The 21040-nt window shown below is 36.7% G+C and carries 21 protein-coding genes; 7 read left to right on the top strand and 14 right to left on the bottom strand.

Going from position 1 to position 21040, the window contains the following annotated elements; all coding sequences use genetic code 11:
* Positions 1 to 35: 35 nt before the first annotated feature.
* The 5 genes from O3643_RS00545 to O3643_RS00525 are packed head-to-tail and all read left to right on the top strand — an operon-like array spanning position 36 to position 4740.
* Positions 36 to 983, top strand: coding sequence for a TIGR01212 family radical SAM protein (locus tag O3643_RS00545; protein WP_371499084.1), 948 nt, complete (start codon positions 36 to 38; stop codon positions 981 to 983).
* A complete protein-coding gene (locus O3643_RS00540) occupies positions 967 to 1524 on the top strand; it encodes a class I SAM-dependent methyltransferase (RefSeq protein WP_371499082.1) in 558 nt (185 codons plus the stop codon). Before O3643_RS00545 ends, O3643_RS00540 begins: the two co-directional genes overlap by 17 nt.
* Positions 1517 to 1771 carry a hypothetical protein gene (locus tag O3643_RS00535; protein ID WP_006148185.1) on the top strand — a complete coding sequence of 85 codons (255 nt, stop codon included), beginning with the start codon at positions 1517 to 1519 and terminating at the stop codon, positions 1769 to 1771. Before O3643_RS00540 ends, O3643_RS00535 begins: the two co-directional genes overlap by 8 nt.
* Positions 1772 to 1782: 11 nt before the next feature.
* Positions 1783 to 3837, top strand: a complete 2055-nt coding sequence (locus tag O3643_RS00530) for a cation:proton antiporter (protein ID WP_371499080.1) — start codon at positions 1783 to 1785, stop codon at positions 3835 to 3837.
* Positions 3838 to 3876: 39 nt separating this feature from the next.
* On the top strand, positions 3877 to 4740 hold the full coding sequence (locus O3643_RS00525) for a YihY/virulence factor BrkB family protein (protein WP_371499078.1): 864 nt from the start codon (positions 3877 to 3879) through the stop codon (positions 4738 to 4740).
* Positions 4741 to 4807: 67 nt separating this feature from the next.
* Here O3643_RS00525 and O3643_RS00520 read toward each other — a convergent pair whose 3' ends face one another.
* Together O3643_RS00520 and O3643_RS00515 are read right to left on the bottom strand one after the other, a co-directional pair.
* Positions 4808 to 5749, bottom strand: coding sequence for a RimK family alpha-L-glutamate ligase (locus tag O3643_RS00520; RefSeq protein WP_371499076.1), 942 nt, complete (start codon positions 5747 to 5749; stop codon positions 4808 to 4810).
* Positions 5750 to 5762: 13 nt separating this feature from the next.
* Positions 5763 to 7013 (bottom strand): dicarboxylate/amino acid:cation symporter, encoded by a 1251-nt coding sequence (locus tag O3643_RS00515; RefSeq protein WP_225750514.1) that lies wholly within the window; start codon positions 7011 to 7013, stop codon positions 5763 to 5765.
* Between the two features lie 245 nt (positions 7014 to 7258).
* Here O3643_RS00515 and O3643_RS00510 point away from each other — a divergent pair, with 245 nt between their 5' ends.
* On the top strand, positions 7259 to 7618 hold the full coding sequence (locus O3643_RS00510) for a DUF3397 domain-containing protein (protein WP_371499692.1): 360 nt from the start codon (positions 7259 to 7261) through the stop codon (positions 7616 to 7618).
* Between the two features lie 108 nt (positions 7619 to 7726).
* Positions 7727 to 9412 (top strand): N-acetylmuramoyl-L-alanine amidase, encoded by a 1686-nt coding sequence (locus O3643_RS00505; protein ID WP_371499074.1) that lies wholly within the window; start codon positions 7727 to 7729, stop codon positions 9410 to 9412.
* Positions 9413 to 9446: 34 nt separating this feature from the next.
* Here the strand turns inward: O3643_RS00505 and O3643_RS00500 are convergent, their stop codons facing one another.
* The 12 genes from O3643_RS00500 to O3643_RS00445 all read right to left on the bottom strand — a co-directional run bounded on the left by O3643_RS00500 (position 9447) and on the right by O3643_RS00445 (position 20991).
* Positions 9447 to 9761, bottom strand: a complete 315-nt coding sequence (locus O3643_RS00500) for a hypothetical protein (RefSeq protein ID WP_371499072.1) — start codon at positions 9759 to 9761, stop codon at positions 9447 to 9449.
* Positions 9762 to 10203: 442 nt separating this feature from the next.
* Complete coding sequence (locus O3643_RS00495; protein WP_003013947.1) at positions 10204 to 10989, bottom strand: ABC transporter permease; 786 nt, start codon at positions 10987 to 10989, stop codon at positions 10204 to 10206.
* 1 nt (position 10990) lies between these two features.
* The gene (locus O3643_RS00490) at positions 10991 to 11785 is read right to left on the bottom strand and encodes an ABC-2 family transporter protein (RefSeq protein ID WP_003013825.1); all 795 of its coding nucleotides are present in this window, start codon (positions 11783 to 11785) and stop codon (positions 10991 to 10993) included.
* Positions 11782 to 12768: an ATP-binding cassette domain-containing protein gene (locus O3643_RS00485; RefSeq protein WP_003010129.1), complete on the bottom strand. Its 987-nt coding sequence runs from the start codon at positions 12766 to 12768 to the stop codon at positions 11782 to 11784. Before O3643_RS00485 ends, O3643_RS00490 begins: the two co-directional genes overlap by 4 nt.
* A gap of 636 nt (positions 12769 to 13404) precedes the next feature.
* Entirely contained in the window at positions 13405 to 14190 is a 786-nt protein-coding gene (locus O3643_RS00480) for an ABC transporter permease (RefSeq protein WP_371499069.1), read from the bottom strand.
* A 1-nt stretch (position 14191) separates the two neighbouring features.
* Complete coding sequence (locus O3643_RS00475) at positions 14192 to 15010, bottom strand: ABC transporter permease (RefSeq protein ID WP_371499067.1); 819 nt, start codon at positions 15008 to 15010, stop codon at positions 14192 to 14194.
* A 1-nt stretch (position 15011) separates the two neighbouring features.
* Positions 15012 to 16004 (bottom strand): ATP-binding cassette domain-containing protein, encoded by a 993-nt coding sequence (locus O3643_RS00470; RefSeq protein ID WP_371499065.1) that lies wholly within the window; start codon positions 16002 to 16004, stop codon positions 15012 to 15014.
* 319 nt (positions 16005 to 16323) lie between these two features.
* Positions 16324 to 16869 carry a histidine phosphatase family protein gene (locus O3643_RS00465; RefSeq protein WP_371499063.1) on the bottom strand — a complete coding sequence of 182 codons (546 nt, stop codon included), beginning with the start codon at positions 16867 to 16869 and terminating at the stop codon, positions 16324 to 16326.
* Positions 16870 to 16926: 57 nt separating this feature from the next.
* Positions 16927 to 17859 (bottom strand): alpha/beta fold hydrolase, encoded by a 933-nt coding sequence (locus O3643_RS00460; RefSeq protein ID WP_371499061.1) that lies wholly within the window; start codon positions 17857 to 17859, stop codon positions 16927 to 16929.
* Positions 17860 to 17989: 130 nt separating this feature from the next.
* Positions 17990 to 18871: a class II fructose-bisphosphate aldolase gene (locus O3643_RS00455; protein WP_016466093.1), complete on the bottom strand. Its 882-nt coding sequence runs from the start codon at positions 18869 to 18871 to the stop codon at positions 17990 to 17992.
* A 147-nt stretch (positions 18872 to 19018) separates the two neighbouring features.
* Positions 19019 to 20338 (bottom strand): sensor histidine kinase VncS, encoded by a 1320-nt coding sequence (vncS, locus tag O3643_RS00450; RefSeq protein ID WP_371499059.1) that lies wholly within the window; start codon positions 20336 to 20338, stop codon positions 19019 to 19021.
* Entirely contained in the window at positions 20335 to 20991 is a 657-nt protein-coding gene (locus tag O3643_RS00445) for a response regulator transcription factor (protein ID WP_371499057.1), read from the bottom strand. Before O3643_RS00445 ends, vncS begins: the two co-directional genes overlap by 4 nt.
* Positions 20992 to 21040: the final 49 nt, after the last annotated feature.

Here is a 21040-nt window from a genome sequence, read left to right as displayed (position 1 = left end):
TGAGTTTACTGGGGTTTTCTGATATAATATTAGCTATGAAATCCTATAATACCTTGAATGATTATTATCGAAATTTATTCGGAGAAAAAACTTTCAAAGTTCCTATCGATGCCGGATTTGATTGTCCCAATCGTGATGGTACAGTAGCTCATGGAGGTTGTACTTTCTGTACGGTTTCTGGATCTGGAGATGCTATTGTTGCACCTGACGCTCCTATTCGTGAGCAATTTTATAAAGAAATTGACTTTATGCACCGGAAATGGCCAGATGTCAAAAAATATCTGGTTTATTTCCAAAACTTTACTAATACTCATGAAAAGCTCGAAGTCATTCGCGAACGCTATGAACAAGCTATTAATGAACCCGGTGTGGTTGGCATTAATATCGGTACACGGCCAGACTGCCTTCCCGATGAGACTATCGAATACTTGGCAAAACTGTCAGAACGAATGCATGTTACTGTAGAGTTAGGTTTACAAACAACCTATGAAGAAACTTCTGAATTGATTAACCGTGCCCACTCCTATGAACTTTATGTGGAGACAGTTAAACGCTTAAGAAAATATCCCAAGATTGAAATTGTTGCCCATTTGATTAACGGCTTGCCAGGTGAAACTCATGATATGATGGTGGAAAATATTCGTCGTTGTGTGACTGATAATGATATTCAAGGGATTAAACTTCACCTACTTCACCTTATGACCAATACTCGAATGCAACGTGATTATCACGAGGGTAGACTGCAGCTTATGAGTCAAGATGACTATGTGAAAGTTATCTGTGACCAACTAGAAATTATTCCTAAACATATAGTCATCCATAGGATTACAGGAGATGCACCTAGAGAAATGTTGATTGGTCCTATGTGGAGTCTCAATAAATGGGAAGTCCTAAATAGCATTGAAGCTGAAATGAGACGTCGAGGTAGTGTTCAAGGATGCAAGGCTGTAAAACAGGAGTTTATGAATGAAAAGACCACTTGAAATGGCGCATGATTTTCTTGCCCAAGTCATCACAAAAGATGATGTTGTTTTAGATGCAACAATGGGAAATGGACATGATACACTTTTCCTTGCCAAATTAGCTAAACAAGTCTACGCTTTTGATATACAAGAGCAAGCTCTTCAAAAAACAAGTCAACGTCTACAAGAAGCCGGTTTGACCAATGTCGAGTTACTTCTACAAGGTCATGAAAACGTAGATCAGTTTGCAACTGAGGTGAAAGCAGCCATCTTTAATCTAGGTTATCTTCCTACTGCCGATAAGTCTATCATTACTAAACCTCACACAACCATTGAGGCACTTGAAAAGCTCTGTCAGATGCTCGTTAAAGGGGGACGAATAGCCATCATGATTTATTACGGGCATGAAGGCGGAGATATAGAACGGGATGCAGTTATGGATTATGTTAGTCAGTTACCGCAACAAGAATATACTGCTACTATCTATCGCACCCTCAACCAAATTAACAATCCCCCATTTTTAGTTATGATTGAAAAATTAGAAAGGTATCGACATGGATAAACAATACCTAAAAGATAAAATCGAAGCTCTTCGTCACAACTTTGTCGAGTCAACCCAACATGAACGTGCAGTTGGTATTTTGGATGAAGCACATATGAGTAAAAAAATGCTGAAAATCAAGAAGAAAATGATTTCACTTGAAATGGAGCGTTGTCAGAAGAAAATCGAGCATAAGGACTGCTCAAAGATTGATCAAAAAATCCAAGAACAAAAGGAACTTTTTGAAAATTGTCGTAAACAAAAATAGGGAGGTGAAAAATGAATTTACTTTTTTATCTCTTGGTATTTTTACTAGTTCTTATTGTTTCTAGTACGACCAATAAGCTTTTGCCCTTTTTAGCCATGCCTCTGATTCAAATTTTGTTAGGGATTGGAATTGGACTTTTTTTACCCAACAACCAATATCATTTAGATACTGAGTTATTCCTAGCTTTAGTCATTGGCCCGCTACTCTTTCGAGAGGCTCAAGAAGCAGACATTACTTCTATCCTAAAACACTGGCGGATTGTCCTCTACTTGATTTTCCCAGTTATCTTTATATCAGCGCTGAGCATGGGAGGAGTCGCCCATGTCCTTTGGGCTAGCCTTCCGTTGGCCGCCTGCGTAGCAGTTGGTGCCGCCTTAGGTCCTACTGACCTAGTCGCCTTCGCATCCCTTTCTCAACGCTTTTCCTTCCCAAAACGGGTCTCTAATATCCTAAAGGGGGAAGGTCTTCTGAATGATGCTTCTGGACTAGTAGCCTTTCGAATGGCTCTCATCGCTTGGACAACAGGAACATTCTCCCTTACCCAAGCCGGAACTTCATTAGCCATTTCCATCGTTGGAGGTTTTGCAGTCGGCTTGATAACAGCCCTAATCAATCGCTTCCTCCATACTTTTCTACTCAGCGTCCGTGCAACAGATATCGCAAGTGAGCTCTTATTGGAACTTAGTTTACCTCTCTTGACTTTTTTTATAGCCGAAGAAATTCATGTTTCAGGCATCATCGCCGTTGTTGTTGCTGGGATTCTGAAAGCCAGTCGTTTCAAGAAAATAAATCTCCTTGAAGCGCAAGTTGATACAGTTACTGAGACTGTTTGGCAGACTGTAACCTTTATGCTCAATGGGTCTGTCTTTGTCATTCTTGGGATGGAACTGGAAATGATCGCGGAACCAATTCTTAAGAGTGCTTTCTACAACAAAATGCTTCTCTTACTCAGCGTTTTCCTCTTGACCTTCCTACTTTTTGCTATCCGCTTTGTCATGATCTATGGATTTTACGCATTTCGGATTAAGAAGCTTCATAAAAGTTTAGACAAATATGTCAAAGACATGCTCCTCCTTACCTTTTCTGGTGTGAAGGGAACTGTATCCATTGCCACTATCCTTTTGATACCGTCTAATCTGGAACAAGAATATCCTCTTCTTCTCTTCCTCGTAGCTGGTGTAACTCTAGTAAGTTTCCTGACGGGATTACTAGTACTCCCACACCTTTCTGAAGAGAAAGAACCGTCTAAGGATCAGCTCATGCACATCGCTATCTTAAACGATGTCGCCATGGAATTAGAGAAGGATTTAGAGAATACAAAAAACAAGGTTCCACTCTATGCGGCTGTTGACAATTATTATGGACGTATTGAAAATCTTATTCTTAGTCAAGAAAACAAAGAAATTCAAGAGGACTGGGAAGCTCTTAAACTCTTGATTCTCAGTGTTGAAAGCGATGGCTTGGAACAAGCCTATGAAGAAGGAAAGATTGGAGATCGTGCTTATCGTGTCTACCAACGCTACTTGAAAAGCATGGAGAAAAATATTAAGCGAAACTTTGCTTCTCGACTAACCTACTACTTCCTTGTCTCCATACGCATTCTTCGTTTTCTACTTCATGAATTGCTCACATTTGGGAAAACATTCCGCTCGTGGAAAGACAAGGAAAAACAAAGACTTCTTGCCATTGATTATGACCAGATCGCTGAACTCTACCTAGCCAACACTGAAATTATTATCGAGAGTTTGGAAAACCTCAAAGGGATTTATAAGAGTTCTCTGATTAGCTTCATGCAGGAATCTCGTCTTCGCGAAACCAGTCATATTACGAGTGGTGCCTTTGTGGAACGGGTTATCAATCGTATCAAACCCAATAACATCGATGAAATGCTTAGAGGATACTACCTTGAGCGTAAGTGTATCTTTGAATACGAAGCTCAAAAACTCATCTCAGCTCAATATGCCAAAAAGCTACGCCAAAATGTCAATAATTTAGAAACTTATTCCTTAAAAGAATCTGCTAATACCTTACCTTATGATATGATGGAATTAGTTCGAAGAAATTAAAGTCTATAAAAAACAAGAGAAAAACTGGAGGATTGTAACATGAAAAAGTTGTGGAAACAGCTGACTGATAGACCCTTATTAAAAGCTTTTTTGCACTACTATCAAGCCTCCGATAGTGAGTTAACTAGCGTTGCTGTTGCCTACTATTGGTTAATTTCAATCTTCCCTTTACTCATGATAGTGGTCAATATCTTACCCTACTTTCAAATTCCCGTCTCAAACTTTCTATTAACAATCAAGGAATTTTTACCAGATACTATCTATGAAGTAGTCGCGAAGATTGCCAGAGAAGTTCTGACTCAGCCATCAACAGGTTTACTAAGTTTTGCTATCTTATCAGCTCTTTGGACTTTCTCCAAATCCATGGATTTTCTTCAGAAGGCCTTTAATAAAGCCTATGGAGTTGCAAAAAATAGAGGAATTATCTCACACCAGCTGATGAGTCTCTTGGTTAGCTTTGGCCTTCAAATTCTCTTTGCGCTTGCCTTATTCCTCAGTATGTTCGGCCATATGTTATTGGATTTGCTTAAAAACTACTGGAAATCCGAGAGTGCCCTGTTTTCTTATCTACAGGATTTTACAGGTCCCCTGATTTATGCCTTTCTTTTTGCTACCGTGATTATGCTCTATTATTTCCTACCAAATGTTAAAGTAAGTAAGATTCGCTATGTCATACCTGGAAGTCTCTTTGTACTAGCTACGACGATTGCTTTATTAAACATCTTTGCAGCCTATTTCAACAATTATGTCAATTATCTCGTTGACGTCAGATTTTTCAGTTCAATCGTCGTCGTTGTTATGATGTTCTGGTTCATTATCATTGCCAAGATATTAATTATCGGTGCTGTCATCAATGCCAGTGTTCAAAGCCTAAAAGACCCAGACTTTAAAGCAGATCAATAAGATTTCACCGATTAAACAAATCAATCCCCCAGTCATTTGATACTGGGGGATTTTTGAATTTCCTACTTTATTGTCCACTAGTCAGGGCTTGCAATTCTGTTTTTAGGTACTGAGCTAAATGTTGGTGAGCAAAAATATTGGCTTTTTTTTCTGCGGTAGGATTGTAGTTGGTGTTGGTATTTACATCATAGACATAAATGTCTCCACTCTCTGATTGAACCCATTCAATCGCCGCAACTTCAATCTGAGCATTTTTCAAGAAATTCTCATAAGCTTCTCTCCGGTCATCTGGTAGAGGTTCTGTAATCTGGAATTTTTCAGACGTTTCTAGTTGCTCTGGTCTCTTGCCGATTTGGCAACCATCTGCTGGACACAGTTGGAAACCATCTGAAGAATCGATCGAAACAGTATAGAGGAATTTTTGATTGATAAACTCTGAACGACGGATACGTCCATCACTTGGCTTGATGTAGGCTTGTAACAAGGTAATCCCGTCCACTGATGGTTCAAAGAGAGGGCTATTGACATAAGCTGCCAGTTCTTCTTCATTTTGAAAGAGTTGAACCCCCAATCCCTTACCTGCTCGATTGTGCTTGGTAATCAAAGGATAAATGTTTAATTTTCTTGCTGCTTCAATAATGTTCTCTTGACCCAAAACCGCAACTGTTGCAGGAGTCTCGATACCAGATTCGTTTAACTTCAAATATTGTTTGATTTTACTAATTTCAAGGTTGATAGCACCGGTACCATTCACAACTTTGCGTCCGTGTGCTTCTAACCAAGTAATCACTTGCTCTGTAAATTCTGGAGCATAACGATGTCCCCTAGTGTGAGAAGAGGCAGACATACGATTGTAAAAGATACCTTGCGGCGGTGGGCTTTGCAAATCTAAAATCCCACTAGACAAATCCCATAGTTCATAAGGGACTTCTAATTCTTCCAACCATTTCACTAAATGTTGAGTCCATTCTAGATTCTCATGAATCACATAAACTTTTGCTTCACTCATTATTTATATCTCCTTAAGAAAAGCTGACTGATAATTGGCTTTCCTTTTCTTCTTCTAAAATATATCCTTCTGTTTTTTCGATAACGCTGACTGTTAAGATTTGACCTAAAACATTGATCATGGTACGGCCTGCATTGACAAAGAAATCAACTGCAAAAATCAAGGCCACTCCTTCAACTGGCAAGCCCAATTGAGGTGCTGCAGCTAATAGAACTACGATAGCTCCTGATGGCACAGTTGCTGCAGTTTTTCCAATCAAAGTCAACAATAAAACAGTAAACAAGAGACTTGATAAAGAGAATTGAATACCATAGGCGTGGGCGATAAAAATTGTCGCTACTGAGAAATAAACCGCTGCTCCTTCTAAGTTAAAAGTATATCCTAAAGGAACAACTAAATCAATTGTATGCTCGTCATGCCCCTGTTTTTTCAAATCTTTAAGAAGTGATGGCAAGACCACACTCGAACTACCCGTAACAAAGGCCAGAGTCAAGAGACTCCAATTTTCACGAAAGGCTGATAAATACGGTACTTTAAAGAAGAAAGCAATCAAAGGGAAAATAAGGAGAACCAAAACAGCATAAGCCAGATAAGTTCCAATTACAAACTGACCAAGCCCAATCAACTTGTCGACACCCGTAGTTGCAACATCTTTAGCGATAAATCCAAAAATACCAATCGGTGATAGTTTGATAATTACTGCAACAATCTTGTAAATGGCTTCAATCCAGATTTGGAAACCTTCGATAATCTTCTGAGATTTATCAGACTTAAGATTCCCAATTCCGTAACCAAGAAAGATTGCAAAAACGATAATTGGCAATAGAGCGCCATCTGAAAGAGATTTAACGATATTTGAAGGAATGAAACCAAGCAAAAATTCGCTGAACTTGACATTGTTAGCAATCCCATCAAGGTTTCCACCAGTTTGACCGATATTCACTCCTTGACCAAATCCTAAATAGTAACTAGCAAATACAAACAAAAGAGTAATGGCAGTTGTTACGGCAAAAAAGTAAACCAAACTCTTGGTCAAGATTTTTCCGAAAGATTTTTTTCCGATAACTCCAGCTACTGCAACAACGATGGTTGGGAAGATTAGCGGAATGATAACCATATTGATCAATTTAATAAAGGCTTGTCCTAAAAATTGATAAAAGCCTGCAAATTGTGGCCAGATAAGGGCAGCGATAACACCCAAGACCAAAGCCACCAATAATTGAATGCCCAGTGAGAGTTTTGACCATAAAGTAACTAATTTCATAAGAAACTCCTTTGTTTTATTTGCTACTCATTCTACTACTATTCTTCTCTCCTGGCTAATATATATTTTTTATTGTCACCATAAAAAAGATTTATAATGAAGGTTCAAACTACTCCAACTTTACAAAGTAAACCACATTGATCTTTGATATAGTATAAAAAATCAGTTTCTAAACAAAAATTTTTAGAAAAACACTGTTAAATCAAGGAATATGCTTTTCTTTTATTCAAATTTTATGATACAATATTGTTATGATTTTAATGAAACTCGCTTCCGTCTTGCTTTTGGTACTAACCTTGGCTTTGGCTATTATCTTTAGTAGATTTTTTAAGTTAAAGAAAAAGGGGATTAACTTTGCAGATTTGGCTTTTCCTTTTCTGATTTTTGAATACTATTTAATCAGTGCAAAGGTTTTTACCCATAATCAACTTCCCATTTTGGGGGCAGCCCTATCTTTGCTAGCTATTATTTTAGCTTTTTACTTCCTGAGCAAAAAACGCAGCTTTTATTACCCAAAATTCCTTAAATTCTTTTGGAGAGCTGGATTTCTACTCACATTGCTCATCTACATCGTTATGATTGTTCAAATCTTCATGATGAAATAAAAATAAATCATGCCAGCACCTCAACAGTTGGTGACTAGTTCTTCCACATGAGGTGCTTTTCTAATGACATTTTAAAAAGAGATTATTAAAAAATAGGAGATCAAATAAGTGAAAAAAACGCTCTTGGCAAGTGCCATCACGCTTTCATTTCTAGGATTTACAACAAATCCAGCTTTTGCTGAAGAAAAACACCTACAAACTACTACAGCAGAAACGACACAAGAAACTACAACTACAGAAAAAGAAAAAAAGAGCACCCCTTCAACTAAGGAAACTGCTCCTACTACTGAAACAAGTTCAAGCCTCCCTACAACATCTACTACAACTCCAAGTACAAGTTCAGACAAGAAAGAGGAGACAAAAGCTCCCGAAGTCAAAAAGAATGGTTGGGTATTTGAAGAAAATATCTGGCGCTTCTATGAAGCAAACAAACCTGCTCTAAACTGGAAAAAAATTCACGGCAAATGGTACTATTTCGATAAGAATGGAATCATGCTTGATAATACTATTTTCGATGGATACATTCTAACTTCTAGCGGTGCTATGGTCGATAGTGGCTGGGGTAAAGTCAAAGATAAATGGTATTATGCAAAGCCATCTGGTAAAATCTCTCAGCAAAAATGGGAAAAAGTTGGTGGTGTATGGTACTACTTTGACAAAGAAGGAATTATGCTCAGCAACACCATTTTCAATGGTTATCTCTTTTCTAACAGTGGTGCCATGGCTGAAAATTCCTGGGTAAAACATGATGGCAAATCATATTACGCTCTAAGCTCTGGTAAAGCAGCACAACAAAAATGGGAAAAAATCGCTGGATCATGGTACTATTTTAAAAAAGATGCCAGCATGGCAAACAACCAATGGCAAGGTAACTACTACCTAAAAGCTAACGGGGTTATGGCTGAGAAAGAATGGATTTTCGATAAAAACTATAATAGCTGGTTCTACTTAAAATCTAGTGGTACTTATGCTGCGCGTGAATGGATTGGCTCATACTACCTCAAGTCAGGTGGTTACATGGCTAAGAGTGAATGGATTGACGACAGCTACTACAATGCCCGTTACTATCTAGATGAAAATGGTGTCTATGTCACAGGAACTCGCAAAATCGATGGAAAAGCACAGCAGTTCCAAAGTAATGGGAAATGGATTGGCGAAATTCCTGTAAGTCGTGGATTTGAAAAAGGAAAATACACGAAGACTGTTTTCTTAGATCCAGGACACGGTGGTAAAGATCCTGGTGCTGTTTACTATAACACGAATGAAAAAGACCTCACTATGCAAGTTTACAAGAAACTTCGTAAGGAACTTGAGGGGCTTGGTTATACCGTTCTTTCTTCGAGAGATAGTGATGTCTATGTCGACTTTATCACTGAACGTTCAAAAATGGTGAATAGTACAAACTCGGATATTTTCATCAGTATCCACTTCAATGCTAGTGGCAACCCTGCTTCTAACCGATCTGGTATCCAAACTTATTCTTACGAAGAAGATTCGGGCTATCGCGCTAAGATCAATCCTTACTGGCATAACCATCCTGATCGTATCAGTGAAAGTAATCGCCTTGCTGCTGATATCCACTCTTCACTCCTAGCTGAAACTGGTGCTAAGGATGCAGGTCTCCTCCAAAGTAGCTTTGCTGTCCTTCGAGAAACTGATAAACCAGCAGTTCTATTGGAGCTTGGTTACATTGACAATTTCAACGAAAACCAACAAATTCGTAGCGATGCTTACCAAAATAGATTGGTGGCTGGTATTGTCAAAGGAATTCAAAAATATTACGCAGGCAAATAAAGCAAAAACCTCGAGAAATCTCGAGGCTTTTTTATTATGCTTCTTTCTTATTAGCGTCAGGAAAGAGAAATCCAATTCCCACGCAAGCTAGCACTCCTGCACCGATAACCAAACCACTTGAAAGTGGCAAGATATCAAGAATAGCATTTGCAATGATAAAGGCAATAATCAAGCTCATGAGACTGGCCTTATAATCTTTTTTAACCAAATTCTCAAGAGTAAAGAATAAGAATAGACCTACTGGAAAAAGTGCCCAGATGTTAACATTCAAACTTGGCCATCCAACTAAACCAAAATACAAGACTGCTGCTGCAATGACTAAAAAACCGATACCTACTACTTTTTTCATGATATAACCTCATTTTCTATTTTGTTAGGAAGCTTTATCTCCCCTTGACAATTACTACTATAGCAAAAATAAAAATCGCAAACAATAGGTTTTGCCTATGTGGTAGTCATGATAGACTATGTGGTCAAAAATCTTATCAAAAGAAAAAAGAAGTCCAAGAGGACTTCTTTCACACTGCCGATTGCAACAAAAAACACTGAATTTTCAGTGTTCCTTTTGTTTCTTTATGTTTCTTTACGCTTCTTAAACGCCCCCTGCAGGAATCGAAAAACAGGACTCAAACCCTTGATTTAAAGGCTTTTCTAACTTACTTGGTCAATTTTTGGTCAAAAATTTCGCTTACTTTTTTTCAAACTCACTCCGGCAATTCCACCTTCAAGCTCATATCCGAAAGTACAGCGAATCACTTCCTTTAGTCAAACATATAACTGAACAACATTGTTTATCTTCCTGCACTTTCATATTTTTTCAATCCTTTTCTAAAAATTGTACGACTTATAATAATCAAAAAAACTGTAAAAACTATTTGATAGAAAAATAGGTTCAATGTATCTTTCCCTAAAAATATTAATACTGCAGGATTGGCAATTAATAAATTGGGAACAAATAACATAGTGATCAATCTGTTAATACCTGTAAAAATATTATATGGATACTTAGAAATTCCAATATAATTCAAAAATACATCTACTTTTGAAAATTTAGTTGGGAACCAAAATGAACTAATCGTTATTAGAAACCAAATTGAATAATATATAATACAACCACACATTAAAGAAAGGATATAAAATAATATTTTTAATGAATTTAAATGTACATTTAAATTTCCATAACTTATAAAAATGATCGCAAGACCAAAAAAAGTATTCACGAATTGAACTAAATTAAATGATCTAAAAATATAGAACAACTGAGTATCAAACGGCCTCAATAAAATTTGATCCAAGTTACCACTCAAAATATCTGATTCTAAAATTCCCATACTTCTAATTAACAATCCCATCATAACTCCATCTACAATAGTGTAGGAACCTACCAAAAATAAAATTTGATAATAGTCCCAACCATTAAAAGAGTCTATGTTTAAGAAAATCAATCTAAAAAATACAATAGGTAAACCAATCCACAGTATCGACGAAAATAGACCACAAAAGAAGTCAAAATGAAAATTCATATCAGATTTAAAACCAAAATGAAGTAGCCTAAAAATTACTTTTATTCTAAACATTTTATCCTCCCACATTTGAGAAGTGCTCCACTCCTTTTCTCAATATGAATCTTGATATAATATAAAAAATGATGCACCAAATCAATTGAATACAAATAATTCTCAAATAGTCTATTAATTTATATGTATCATTACTAAACATCTGAAGCGGTTCATATACTAAGTATTTAAAAGGTAATACATCTAAAAACAGACGAAAATTATTTGAAAAAAAACTTAAAGGCAATAATATTCCTGATAAAAACTGAATTACTATTTCTTTAACAGTAAGGACAAAAAATATATTTTCTAACCAAAAAGAAAGCATACCTACACAACATGATATTAAAAACCATAGAACCATAGATAGAATAATTGCAATACTTCCTAAAATAAGAATTTCAATGGTTAATAACTCATTCTTGTAATAAACACTGGAGAATAAAATGACAGGAATGATGATAAATAATAAATGAGCAAGCCTATCTCCAAGCATTTTACAAAAATAATACTTATAAAAAGTAACAGGTTTTATTAATATGCTAAAAAAATTTCCTGAATGAACATCGTCATTGATTTCCCAATCAACTGGATAAAAAACAAAATATGAAAAAATTATAGTCCCCAAATAGTATTGAACCATTGAGGTAAAATCATATCCTGCTATATTTATCTGGTTACTCTGATATATATACGTCCATAAAAATACTGATATCATAATTTGTATACTTGCCTGTAACATTAACAATAGTACACTTGATTTATAGTTCAAAATAGATCGAAATGATATCAGAATAATAGACATTTCTTTTTTCAATTGTGCTCCTTTTTTGTAAAATAGTTTTGTAAAATAATTTCTTCTAAAGAAAGATTTGATATTTCAAAATCTTCTATATCTACAAGCTTATTGATTGATTCTAATGTCTCAAAGACAAAATCTCTAGGTATTTTTAGTATACATTCCGATTTTGTTTGAGAAATGACTACTACTCCTTTAACAGAGCATAACTCTGGTACCAAATCTAATGTCATTTTTATCTTTAAATATTTAAAATCAGAAAATTTAGATAAAATAACATCCATTGACTCCTGCAAAATAATTTTTCCTTTGTCAATGACGATTAATTCGTCACAAACAGACGAAATATCATCCATATCATGACTCGTTAAAATAATAGTAGTATGACATTCTTCATTCATTTTCTTTAAAAATGTTCTGATATCTTTTTTAGACTGTATATCTAACCCTATAGTAGGCTCGTCTAAAAATAATATTTCCGGACTTGTTAAAGATGCCGCGATAAACTCCATTTTCATTTTTTGTCCAAGAGAGAGGGTCCGGACCTGCTGGTAAAGCTGATCTTTTACATTCAACAAATTGCTTAATTCCTGAATTCGTTCTTGTAAAATCGCCGGTTCTACCTCATATAAAGTACCAATCAATTGAAAATAATCCATAGCCGAAACATCTTGAAATAACTGTAATTTATTTCCTACTACTATTGAAATTTTTTTTCTAAAATTTATACTTCTTTTAAATGGAATTTCTCCATTCACTTCTAATTTTCCGGAACTAGGATAAAGAGTCCCAGTCAACATTTTAATCGTTGTGGATTTACCAGCTCCATTACTCCCAATAAAGCCAACTATACTCCCTCTCTTAATCGTAAAACTAATATCTTGAACAGCTCGAATCGTTATTTGATTACGTTTCAAAAATCTCTTGATAAATGGGAGTCTTGAATCAAAATTATAAAAATTTTTAGATAAATTCTGAGCATTAATAACTATTTCACTCATATATCTCTCCTTTCGATAAAATATATTTACTTGTACTTTTTCCATACTTTACCAAAATGCTAAAGATTGAGCTAAAATCTTCGGGATGGGTAAAATAATATATGTTAAATATATGTCTTCGTGTACTTCTGTTATTAAATCAATAATCCTCTGACTACTCTTAGAAGATATCAAAAATTCCGACCACAACGTTTCTTATTGATTTTATAACGGTTATAGTAATCATACATTTAAAGATTCAAATTCCATAATCCATTCCTTGCTATTCATAAATTACCTCCATTTTTTATAGTCAGTCTAATATCTACAATTTTCTATATAATATTATTGTATCATTATTTTATATATTCGTATATAAATAAGACAATATTCCTCATAACTAATTTACATTAAACAGAGATAAATCAGTCAAAAATTAATTATTTAACTAACATAGCGAGCATAAATAACTTATACCTATAAAGACTTACTCCTATGATCTACTTAACCTCATAATCATCAAAATCAAAACAAATATTTAGTCAAATTTTGGTCACACTTTGGTCAAAAATTCCAAAAATACTAAGTTATTTTAGATGGTGTGAAATTTTCATCACCATTAAAAAAGCCTGTCCTGAGACAAGGCTTTATTTATTTTTAAGAACCCGCACTTTCGTAGGCATCCAATCCCCTGTCCCAAAGTTTGAGGGAAATAACAAAGAAAACAAGGGAAATCAGAATCAAACCACCAATATTAAAGAAGACATCCTTGTCCTGCAAGAAATAGCTGGCAGGATAGTAGGCCGTAAAGGCGAAAGGCACAATAAAGCTAATTAACCAACGAAGGAGCGAATTGTAAATGGAAATCGGGTACTTGGCAAAGTCATTAAACATATAGAAAATATAAATCATGGCACCTGACTGCTTGGTCCAAAAAGCGATGCTGGCTGTCGCAATTTTCAAGGAAGTATAAATCAAGGTCGCAAAAGGAATACAAACTAGAAAAATCAGGAATTTGGGAAGAGTCCAAGCAATGCTAGTCGCCGTTGTCGCTAGTAAAATTCCACCGACCAAAAGTTCACCCAAGGCATCAATCTGAAAGGTCTCAACGAGGATGTGAAAGAGAGGATTGATAGGACGAGTCAGATACTTGTCAAACTCCCCTTTTCGAACTAGTCGTTGACCTAAAGCCCAGAGATTGTCAAAAAAGAGATGATCTAATCCCTTTGGAATTAAGGAAAATCCATAGATAAAGGCAATCTCTTGAAAGGTCCAACCTTCTAGCGAGGGGATGTGTTGAAAGAGTACATTAAGAAACAAGAGGTTCAGGCCTTGAGTCAGAAAGACTCCCAAGACACCTACCACAAAATCCACCTTGTATTCCATGATTTGCTTGATGTATTGTCTGATAAAAATCAGATGCATGCGTTGATATTTTTTCATCCTAACCTCCCTGAATGGTGATAAATGACTGGACTCGTTTCCAAATTAACTGAGACAAGCCCACCATCACTATAAGCCAGAAAAACTGAAGCAAAAGTGCTTGAAGAATCTGACTGGCATCGTATTTCCCAACAATGATCATAACCGGAGTGTAAATTAAGGATGAAAAAGGTAAGAAGGACAGAATATCTGAAACGATTTTCGGAAAGAAAGCCAAGGGAATTAAACTTCCAGACATAAAGGCTACTATTGAAGTCTTGAGTAGATTGGAACCCCATAAATTTTTAAATACAAAGGCTGAAAATCCAAAGCAGATATTAAAGAAAAAGTTAATCAGATAAGCCAGAATTAAGCTAAAGAGATAAAGGACAGTTAATCCTAGCACCTCTAGAATCCCTTGCCCAGATAAGATTTTCACCAAAACAATGACACTTAAAAATGGCAGTCCAACAGAGATAAAAATCAACCACTTGGAACCAAGCTCAGTAAAGAGATAAGAGGCCGCAAAATGCACTGGTCTCAGCAAGCGCATGATAATAGAGCCATCCTTGACCTCCTCCCCAATCATAAAGGAGCTATCAGACCTGGTCAAAAGATTGGTCACAAAACTCATGATGATGTAGAGGGTGATATCTGCCATACTGAAGCCCTGAATCAAAGACTCCTGGGAGGAGTCAAAGACTGCCTTCCAGAGATAAAAGGCCACAAAAGCACCCATGACATCACCAATCCGATAGAGAATAAAGTTGACTCGATAGGTAATCAACTCCTGAATCCCTGCATTGATAAAGGGTTTATAACGTCTCCACAATTTGACCATCCTAGAGCTCCTTTCGATAGAAGCGACGGATAATATCCTCAATATCCGTATCCACCATCTTCAAATCACGGACTTCAAAATCAGACAGGGTTTGCCTGATAATATCAGCTGATTGGTAGCGGGAACTATCAAATTCAATAGTCAGGTTATTTCCTTGTCTATCAATAGACATATCAGGCAAGCCTTCATAATGAGAGACGAGATGACTTTGACCTGGTAGCAGTTCAAAAGAAAGAGTCTTCATCTTGCCAAAGGTCTCCTTGAGCTGGCTCACCGTTCCATCAAAAATCTCCTGCCCCTTGTCAATCATAAAAATTCGATCACAGAGTTGCTCAATGTCGCTCAGGTCGTGAGTGGTCAAGAGAATAGTTGTTTCTTCTTCTTGATTGATTTGAGTAATAGCCCGGCGAATGTTATCCTTGACCGAAACGTCCAAGCCAATGGTCGGCTCATCTAGAAAGAGAACCTTGGGATTGTGAAGCAAGGAAGCCGCAATATCCGCCCGCATCCGTTGACCTAGTGAAAGAGTCCGCACAGGATCCTTTATAAATTCCTTCAAATCCAAAACTTCATTCAAAAAATCCATGCGCTTATGGAAAAGCGAGTCCGGCACATCGTAAATCTCCTTCAAGACCGTGTATGTTTCTTGCAGTGCCAAATCCCACCATAGCTGGGTGCGTTGTCCGAAAACTACTCCAATATCCTTGACATAATCCTGGCGATTATCCTGTGGAATCTTGCCATTAATCCGACAAAAACCAGATGTCGGTTTTAAAATCCCTGTCAGCATTTTGATGGTTGTCGACTTCCCCGCACCATTTGCCCCAATAAAGCCTAGAATCTGCCCCTTAGGCACCTCAAAGGTCAAATCTTTGACCGCTTCAAAGGTCTGCTTTTCAGGATGAATAAAGGAGCGCAAAGCTCCCTTCAAGCCCGGTTCCTTAACAGTCTTCACAAAATTCTTCTGAAGATGTTGCACTTCTATCATTGCCATATCTATCTCCCTATCGTAAGTAACAACATTGTATTTTTGAATACAAATATTCTAAATCTTTACTTTCTAAAACTTCTAAATTTTTATTATTACAGAAGGCTTTATACCAACCTATTATAATCCAATAAAAAAAGGAATGCAAGCGTTTGCTTATAGATTATAAAATTAGAGATTTCTGTCTTAAAAAAATACTTTTGAATCAGAAATTCTGGTTTAATAGTTTCCTTAAAACACCAAAAAACCTGCCTTTAGGGGCAGGCTACGAATTGTAAAAAGGCAAACTATTTTGATCAATATGAATCACTATTTAATCAAAGAACTAATCTTTCATAATTCTTTTCACAATCCCATTTCTATCAATTAGAAAACAATCTGGAAAGGTCATCTGCTCCCATTTTTCATAATCAAAACTGGAATCAAAGTGATGTAGTAGTATTCCTATCAGATTCCCGTGTGAACTAAGTAAAATCGTTTTTTCTGAGTATCTCTCTTCCAATTCCATTAAAAAATTTAGTACTCTAGCTAGTGCATCTTGATTTGATTCCCCTCCTGAAAGAGATTCACTGGGATTTTGCCATAAATATTTAATACTGTCTTCAAACTCAGAATCTTTTATAAAGGTTGAAGATAATTTTCGCTCTCGTAACCGATTATCAAGAACTATTTTATCAAATTGAATTGGCGAGCTATTAATCGTTTCAAATGCTCGTTTATAAGGACTAGAAAAATAATGATCAATATTAAAAAAATTCAAAAACTCTAACTGGTCAAGAGATGAAAATCCTTTTTCTGACAAAGTTCTATTAAAATCATCACTTGAAAATTTTGAATGAGCATGTCTAAGTAAAATATAAGAATTATTCATAAGTCATTACCTTTCAATTATTGTCATCAGTCTAAAATTAAAATGATCTCTAAACCATCAATGACTCTTTAAAAAATCTTCAATCTGAGAAACTATTTCATGACTTTGATAATGATAAAGTTCGTGAGGCGCATCTATATAGACGACTTGAACATTAGACTGGTCACTAGCAAATGTTTCTGCATAATGCTGCCATTCTGATTGGCTAAAGGTCGTGCCTTCACCGTTAGAAACCAGTAATAAGGTGGGAATTTTCGGATTAATGCTAGATGGAACTTTTTTGGCATTTTCCTTTACCAAACGGGATTCATGAAGCATGGCTTGTGACATCAACTGCTTATATGCTAGTAATTTATATTGTTGTCGTTCAGTTTCAGTCAGAGTTGGATTTTTTATATAAAAGGACTCAGGGAAATAGCGTAATAAGCCAATCTTACTGCTCCAATAAGCCACAGTAAGCAAGGCCTGATTATCCTTTAAATCCTCATAACTTGCTGGTAATGCCCAATCCAGACCAACCAAGGATTTCACTTCATCAGGATACTTCTCCTGCCAAGCCAGACTTTCAAGACTAGCCATTGAATGAGACAGAATGATAAAAGGTCCTGATATATTTGCTTGTGATAGAGCTTGACGTGTCTCAGACAAAACTTCCATAACGTCTCTGGATTGATTACTATCCTCGCTATAACCATAGCCAGCCCGCTCCACGATCACTACCTTATATTTTTTTGATAAGGAATCCGACACATTCTTAAAGTCCAAGATTGTTGAAGCAATTCCAGCACCTGAGAGAACTACTATTGTCTCTGGACCATCCCCTTCAACGTAAACATTGATTTTGTGCCCATTAACGAGAACAGTTTTACCCCTAGGAGTTAGAGAGGCTTGTTCCTTTTCTAAGCTGATACGATGAAAGATAAATGTCCCTACTAAAAACAAGATAAGGAAACTAAGAAGGACAAGGGCTGATTTTTTCAGTGTTTTCATAGCATTATTGTACAAAAATTAGACTCTTTTAGCAACTTAAGTTTAAGAATTTTCCAGTATAATCTGTGTATATCCAGAAACAAAAAACCCACCTTCTCAGGCGGGTTTGATTTTGTATTGTTCAGCTAGATTAAGCTTTACCTTCTGAACCGAATACGTCGATACGTTCTTCAACTGATGCTTGGATAGCTTTTACACCGTCAGCCAAGAATTTACGTGGGTCGAAGAGTTTCTTCTTGTCGTATTCTGCTTCGTTTGCTTCGTAGTCACGAGCAAATTTACGAGTTGCGTTAGCGAATGCGATTTGGCATTCAGTGTTAACGTTAACTTTAGCAACACCAAGTTTGATAGCTGCTTGGATTTGGTCATCAGGAATACCTGATCCACCGTGCAATACGATTGGGAAGCCTGGAAGAGCTTCTGTCAATTTTTGCAAGTGGTCAAGGTCAAGACCTTCCCAGTTTGCAGGGTATGGACCGTGGATGTTACCGATACCAGCTGCCAAGAAGTCAATACCAGTTGCAACCATTGCTTTAGCGTCTTCGATTGGAGCCAATTCACCTTTACCGATGATTCCGTCTTCTTCACCACCGATAGTACCAACTTCAGCTTCTACTGAGATACCTTTAGCGTGTGCTTTTTCAACTACGTCTTTAGCCAATTTAAGGTTTTCTTCAACTGGAAGGTGTGAACCGTCAAACATGATTGAAGTGTAACCAACTTCGATACACTCAAGTGCATCTTCGTAGTGACCGTGGTCAAGGTGGATAGCTACTGGTACAGTGATACCCATTGATTCTACAAGGTTAGCGATCAAGTTGCGAGCAACTTTGTAACCACCCATGTATTTAGCAGCACCCATTGAAGTTTGGATCAAAACTGGAGCTTTTTTAGCTTCTGCTGCGCGCAAGATAGCTTGAGTCCACTCAAGGTTGTTTGTGTTAAATCCACCAACTGCATAACCGTTGTCACGAGCTGCTTGGACAAATTTTTCTGCTGAAACGATTGCCATTTTATCAGGCCTCCTGTATATTTTTATGGGATATCCCATTTACATTGTTCATTTTATCACTTTTTGACAAAAAAATCTAGTTTTTCCTGTAGTTTAGATTGAATTTCTTCTATCTAAAAATATGGAACTCTCCTCAAAGTCCTAATCTTACAGGTCTTTGGGTAGGTTCATATAAAAGGCTAGGTGGTCTTCATAGCGTTCAAATCGATAGTCAATTTCTTCGTTTTCCAATAAACTTTTAACTACGAAAAGTCCCAAGCCAGCTCCCTTACTTTGTCGACTAGAAACTGCAAAAGATTGTTCAAACTTATCTTGCTCCTCAGGTGTACAGGCGTTCTCAATGAAAACCCAGCCATCTTCTGTCCCAATTTTTAGATAACCACCTTGAACAGAGTGTTTCACAGCATTACTGATAAGATTGGAAAGAACCAGCTTTAGTACCGAAGGATTTAGATAAGTTTGTTGGTCAGTCAGTTGATTCACAACTGAGATTTCCCTCTCTTTGGCTAATAAATCATAATCCTTTAAGAGAAAATCTGTCATTTCAAGAAGGTTGATTTCTTCCTTCTTATCTCGCAATTCTTGCACTGAAGAAAGGGATAAGATTTGCTGAACGTGGTGAGTCAAATCATCCACAATACCCAAAGAAACACCCAGATAATGGTCACGATCTTTATAGCGTCCAATATTGGCTTTCATATTCTCCAGAAGAATCTTTAGACTAGCTAGAGGTGTTTTCAGTTCGTGGGAAGCACCTCGCAAAAACTCAACCTTCATCTTTTCCAACTGGAGAATGGCCTCGTTTTTCTCATGCAAATCTGCAATCACAGTCAAGAGATGCTGATAAAGACTGTTGATTTGTTCTTTAAGATCGCCAATTTCATCCTTAGAATCCACGCGCAACCTCACTTCTGCATCCAAATCCATCATCCGTCGAGTCACTCGTTTGATTTCCAAAATAGGAGCAACAATGGTTCTAGCATAGATAAAGGCGATGAGGAGCGAAATGATGAAAGACGCTAATAAAGTATAAGGCAGAAATTGAAGACTGATGTCTTCTGCTTCTTTCTGCAAATCCATAGAAGCTAAAAACTGCAAGGTCATGGTCTGACCATCCTTGGTTTGAACTTCTCTTTCCTCAATAACCAAGGAGGCCGTCTGTCGTTGTTTATCAATGGGAAGATTATCATTGACTTCCAACTTATCCTGAGTCATCTCTCCCTTAACAGCACCCTTAATATCACTGCTTTTAGAATAAAGTTCAAGGACTTCCTGAATAGCTTGACTATCTTTGCCTTGGAGAGACTGGGCAATTTCTGTAGCCTTTTGCCCTATGCTCTCCTGACGGTGACTGAGATAGGTCGGAGGAAAGAGGAAATAGATGGCCAAATGCAAACAAATGACCAAGGTAGAAAATACCGAGAAGGTATAGATAAAAATTTTTTTAAATAAACCTGAACGTCTCATTTTCTCTCCAATTTATAACCAACATTGCGCACGGTAAGAATACAGTCTAAATCCAATTTTTTCCGTAGTTCCTTGATATAGACATCGATCACTCTGTCAAAAGGAACCTCATCTGTCATCTTCCATACAGCATCGATAATCTGCGACCGTGTTAAGGCTCGACCTTCATTTTTAACCAGATAGTCTAAAATTTCCAGTTCTTTTGCATTCACTGCAACTTCTTGACCAGCTACTTTAGCGCTATAGCTGTCAAAGTCTACCTGAGTATCCCCATAGGTAAAGATACGACTTACATCATAATAACGTTTGAAAATAGCATCCACTCGTACTTTTAACAAAGATAGAGAAAAAGGCTTTTCCAAATAACCATCTGCTAATGCAGCAAAGGCACTCATCTTATACTCCTCATCCTGAAAGGCTGTCAACATCAAGACCGGAACTTGGCTACTTTTTCGAATTTCTGACAAAACCTCTAAACCATTGAGTTTCGGCATTTGAATATCTAAGAGAATCAGAGCAACTTGGTGATTGGAAAATTGTTCTAAGGCCTCAAGGCCATCTGCTGCCTGAATAGTTTCATAGCCACAATCCATCAAATAGTCACTAATTCCCTCGCGGATCATGTCTTCATCTTCTACAATTAGAATTTTCATATAAATCCTTTTCTATCAAAAATGCTACCTATATTATATCTCATTTGAA

This window comes from Streptococcus sp. 20925_1_44 (genome assembly GCF_041432435.1).
In the GTDB taxonomy this organism is placed as follows: Bacteria; Bacillota; Bacilli; order Lactobacillales; family Streptococcaceae; genus Streptococcus; species Streptococcus infantis.
Note: the sequence above shows the minus strand (reverse complement) of the source record. Positions and strands in the feature narration are given on the sequence as shown.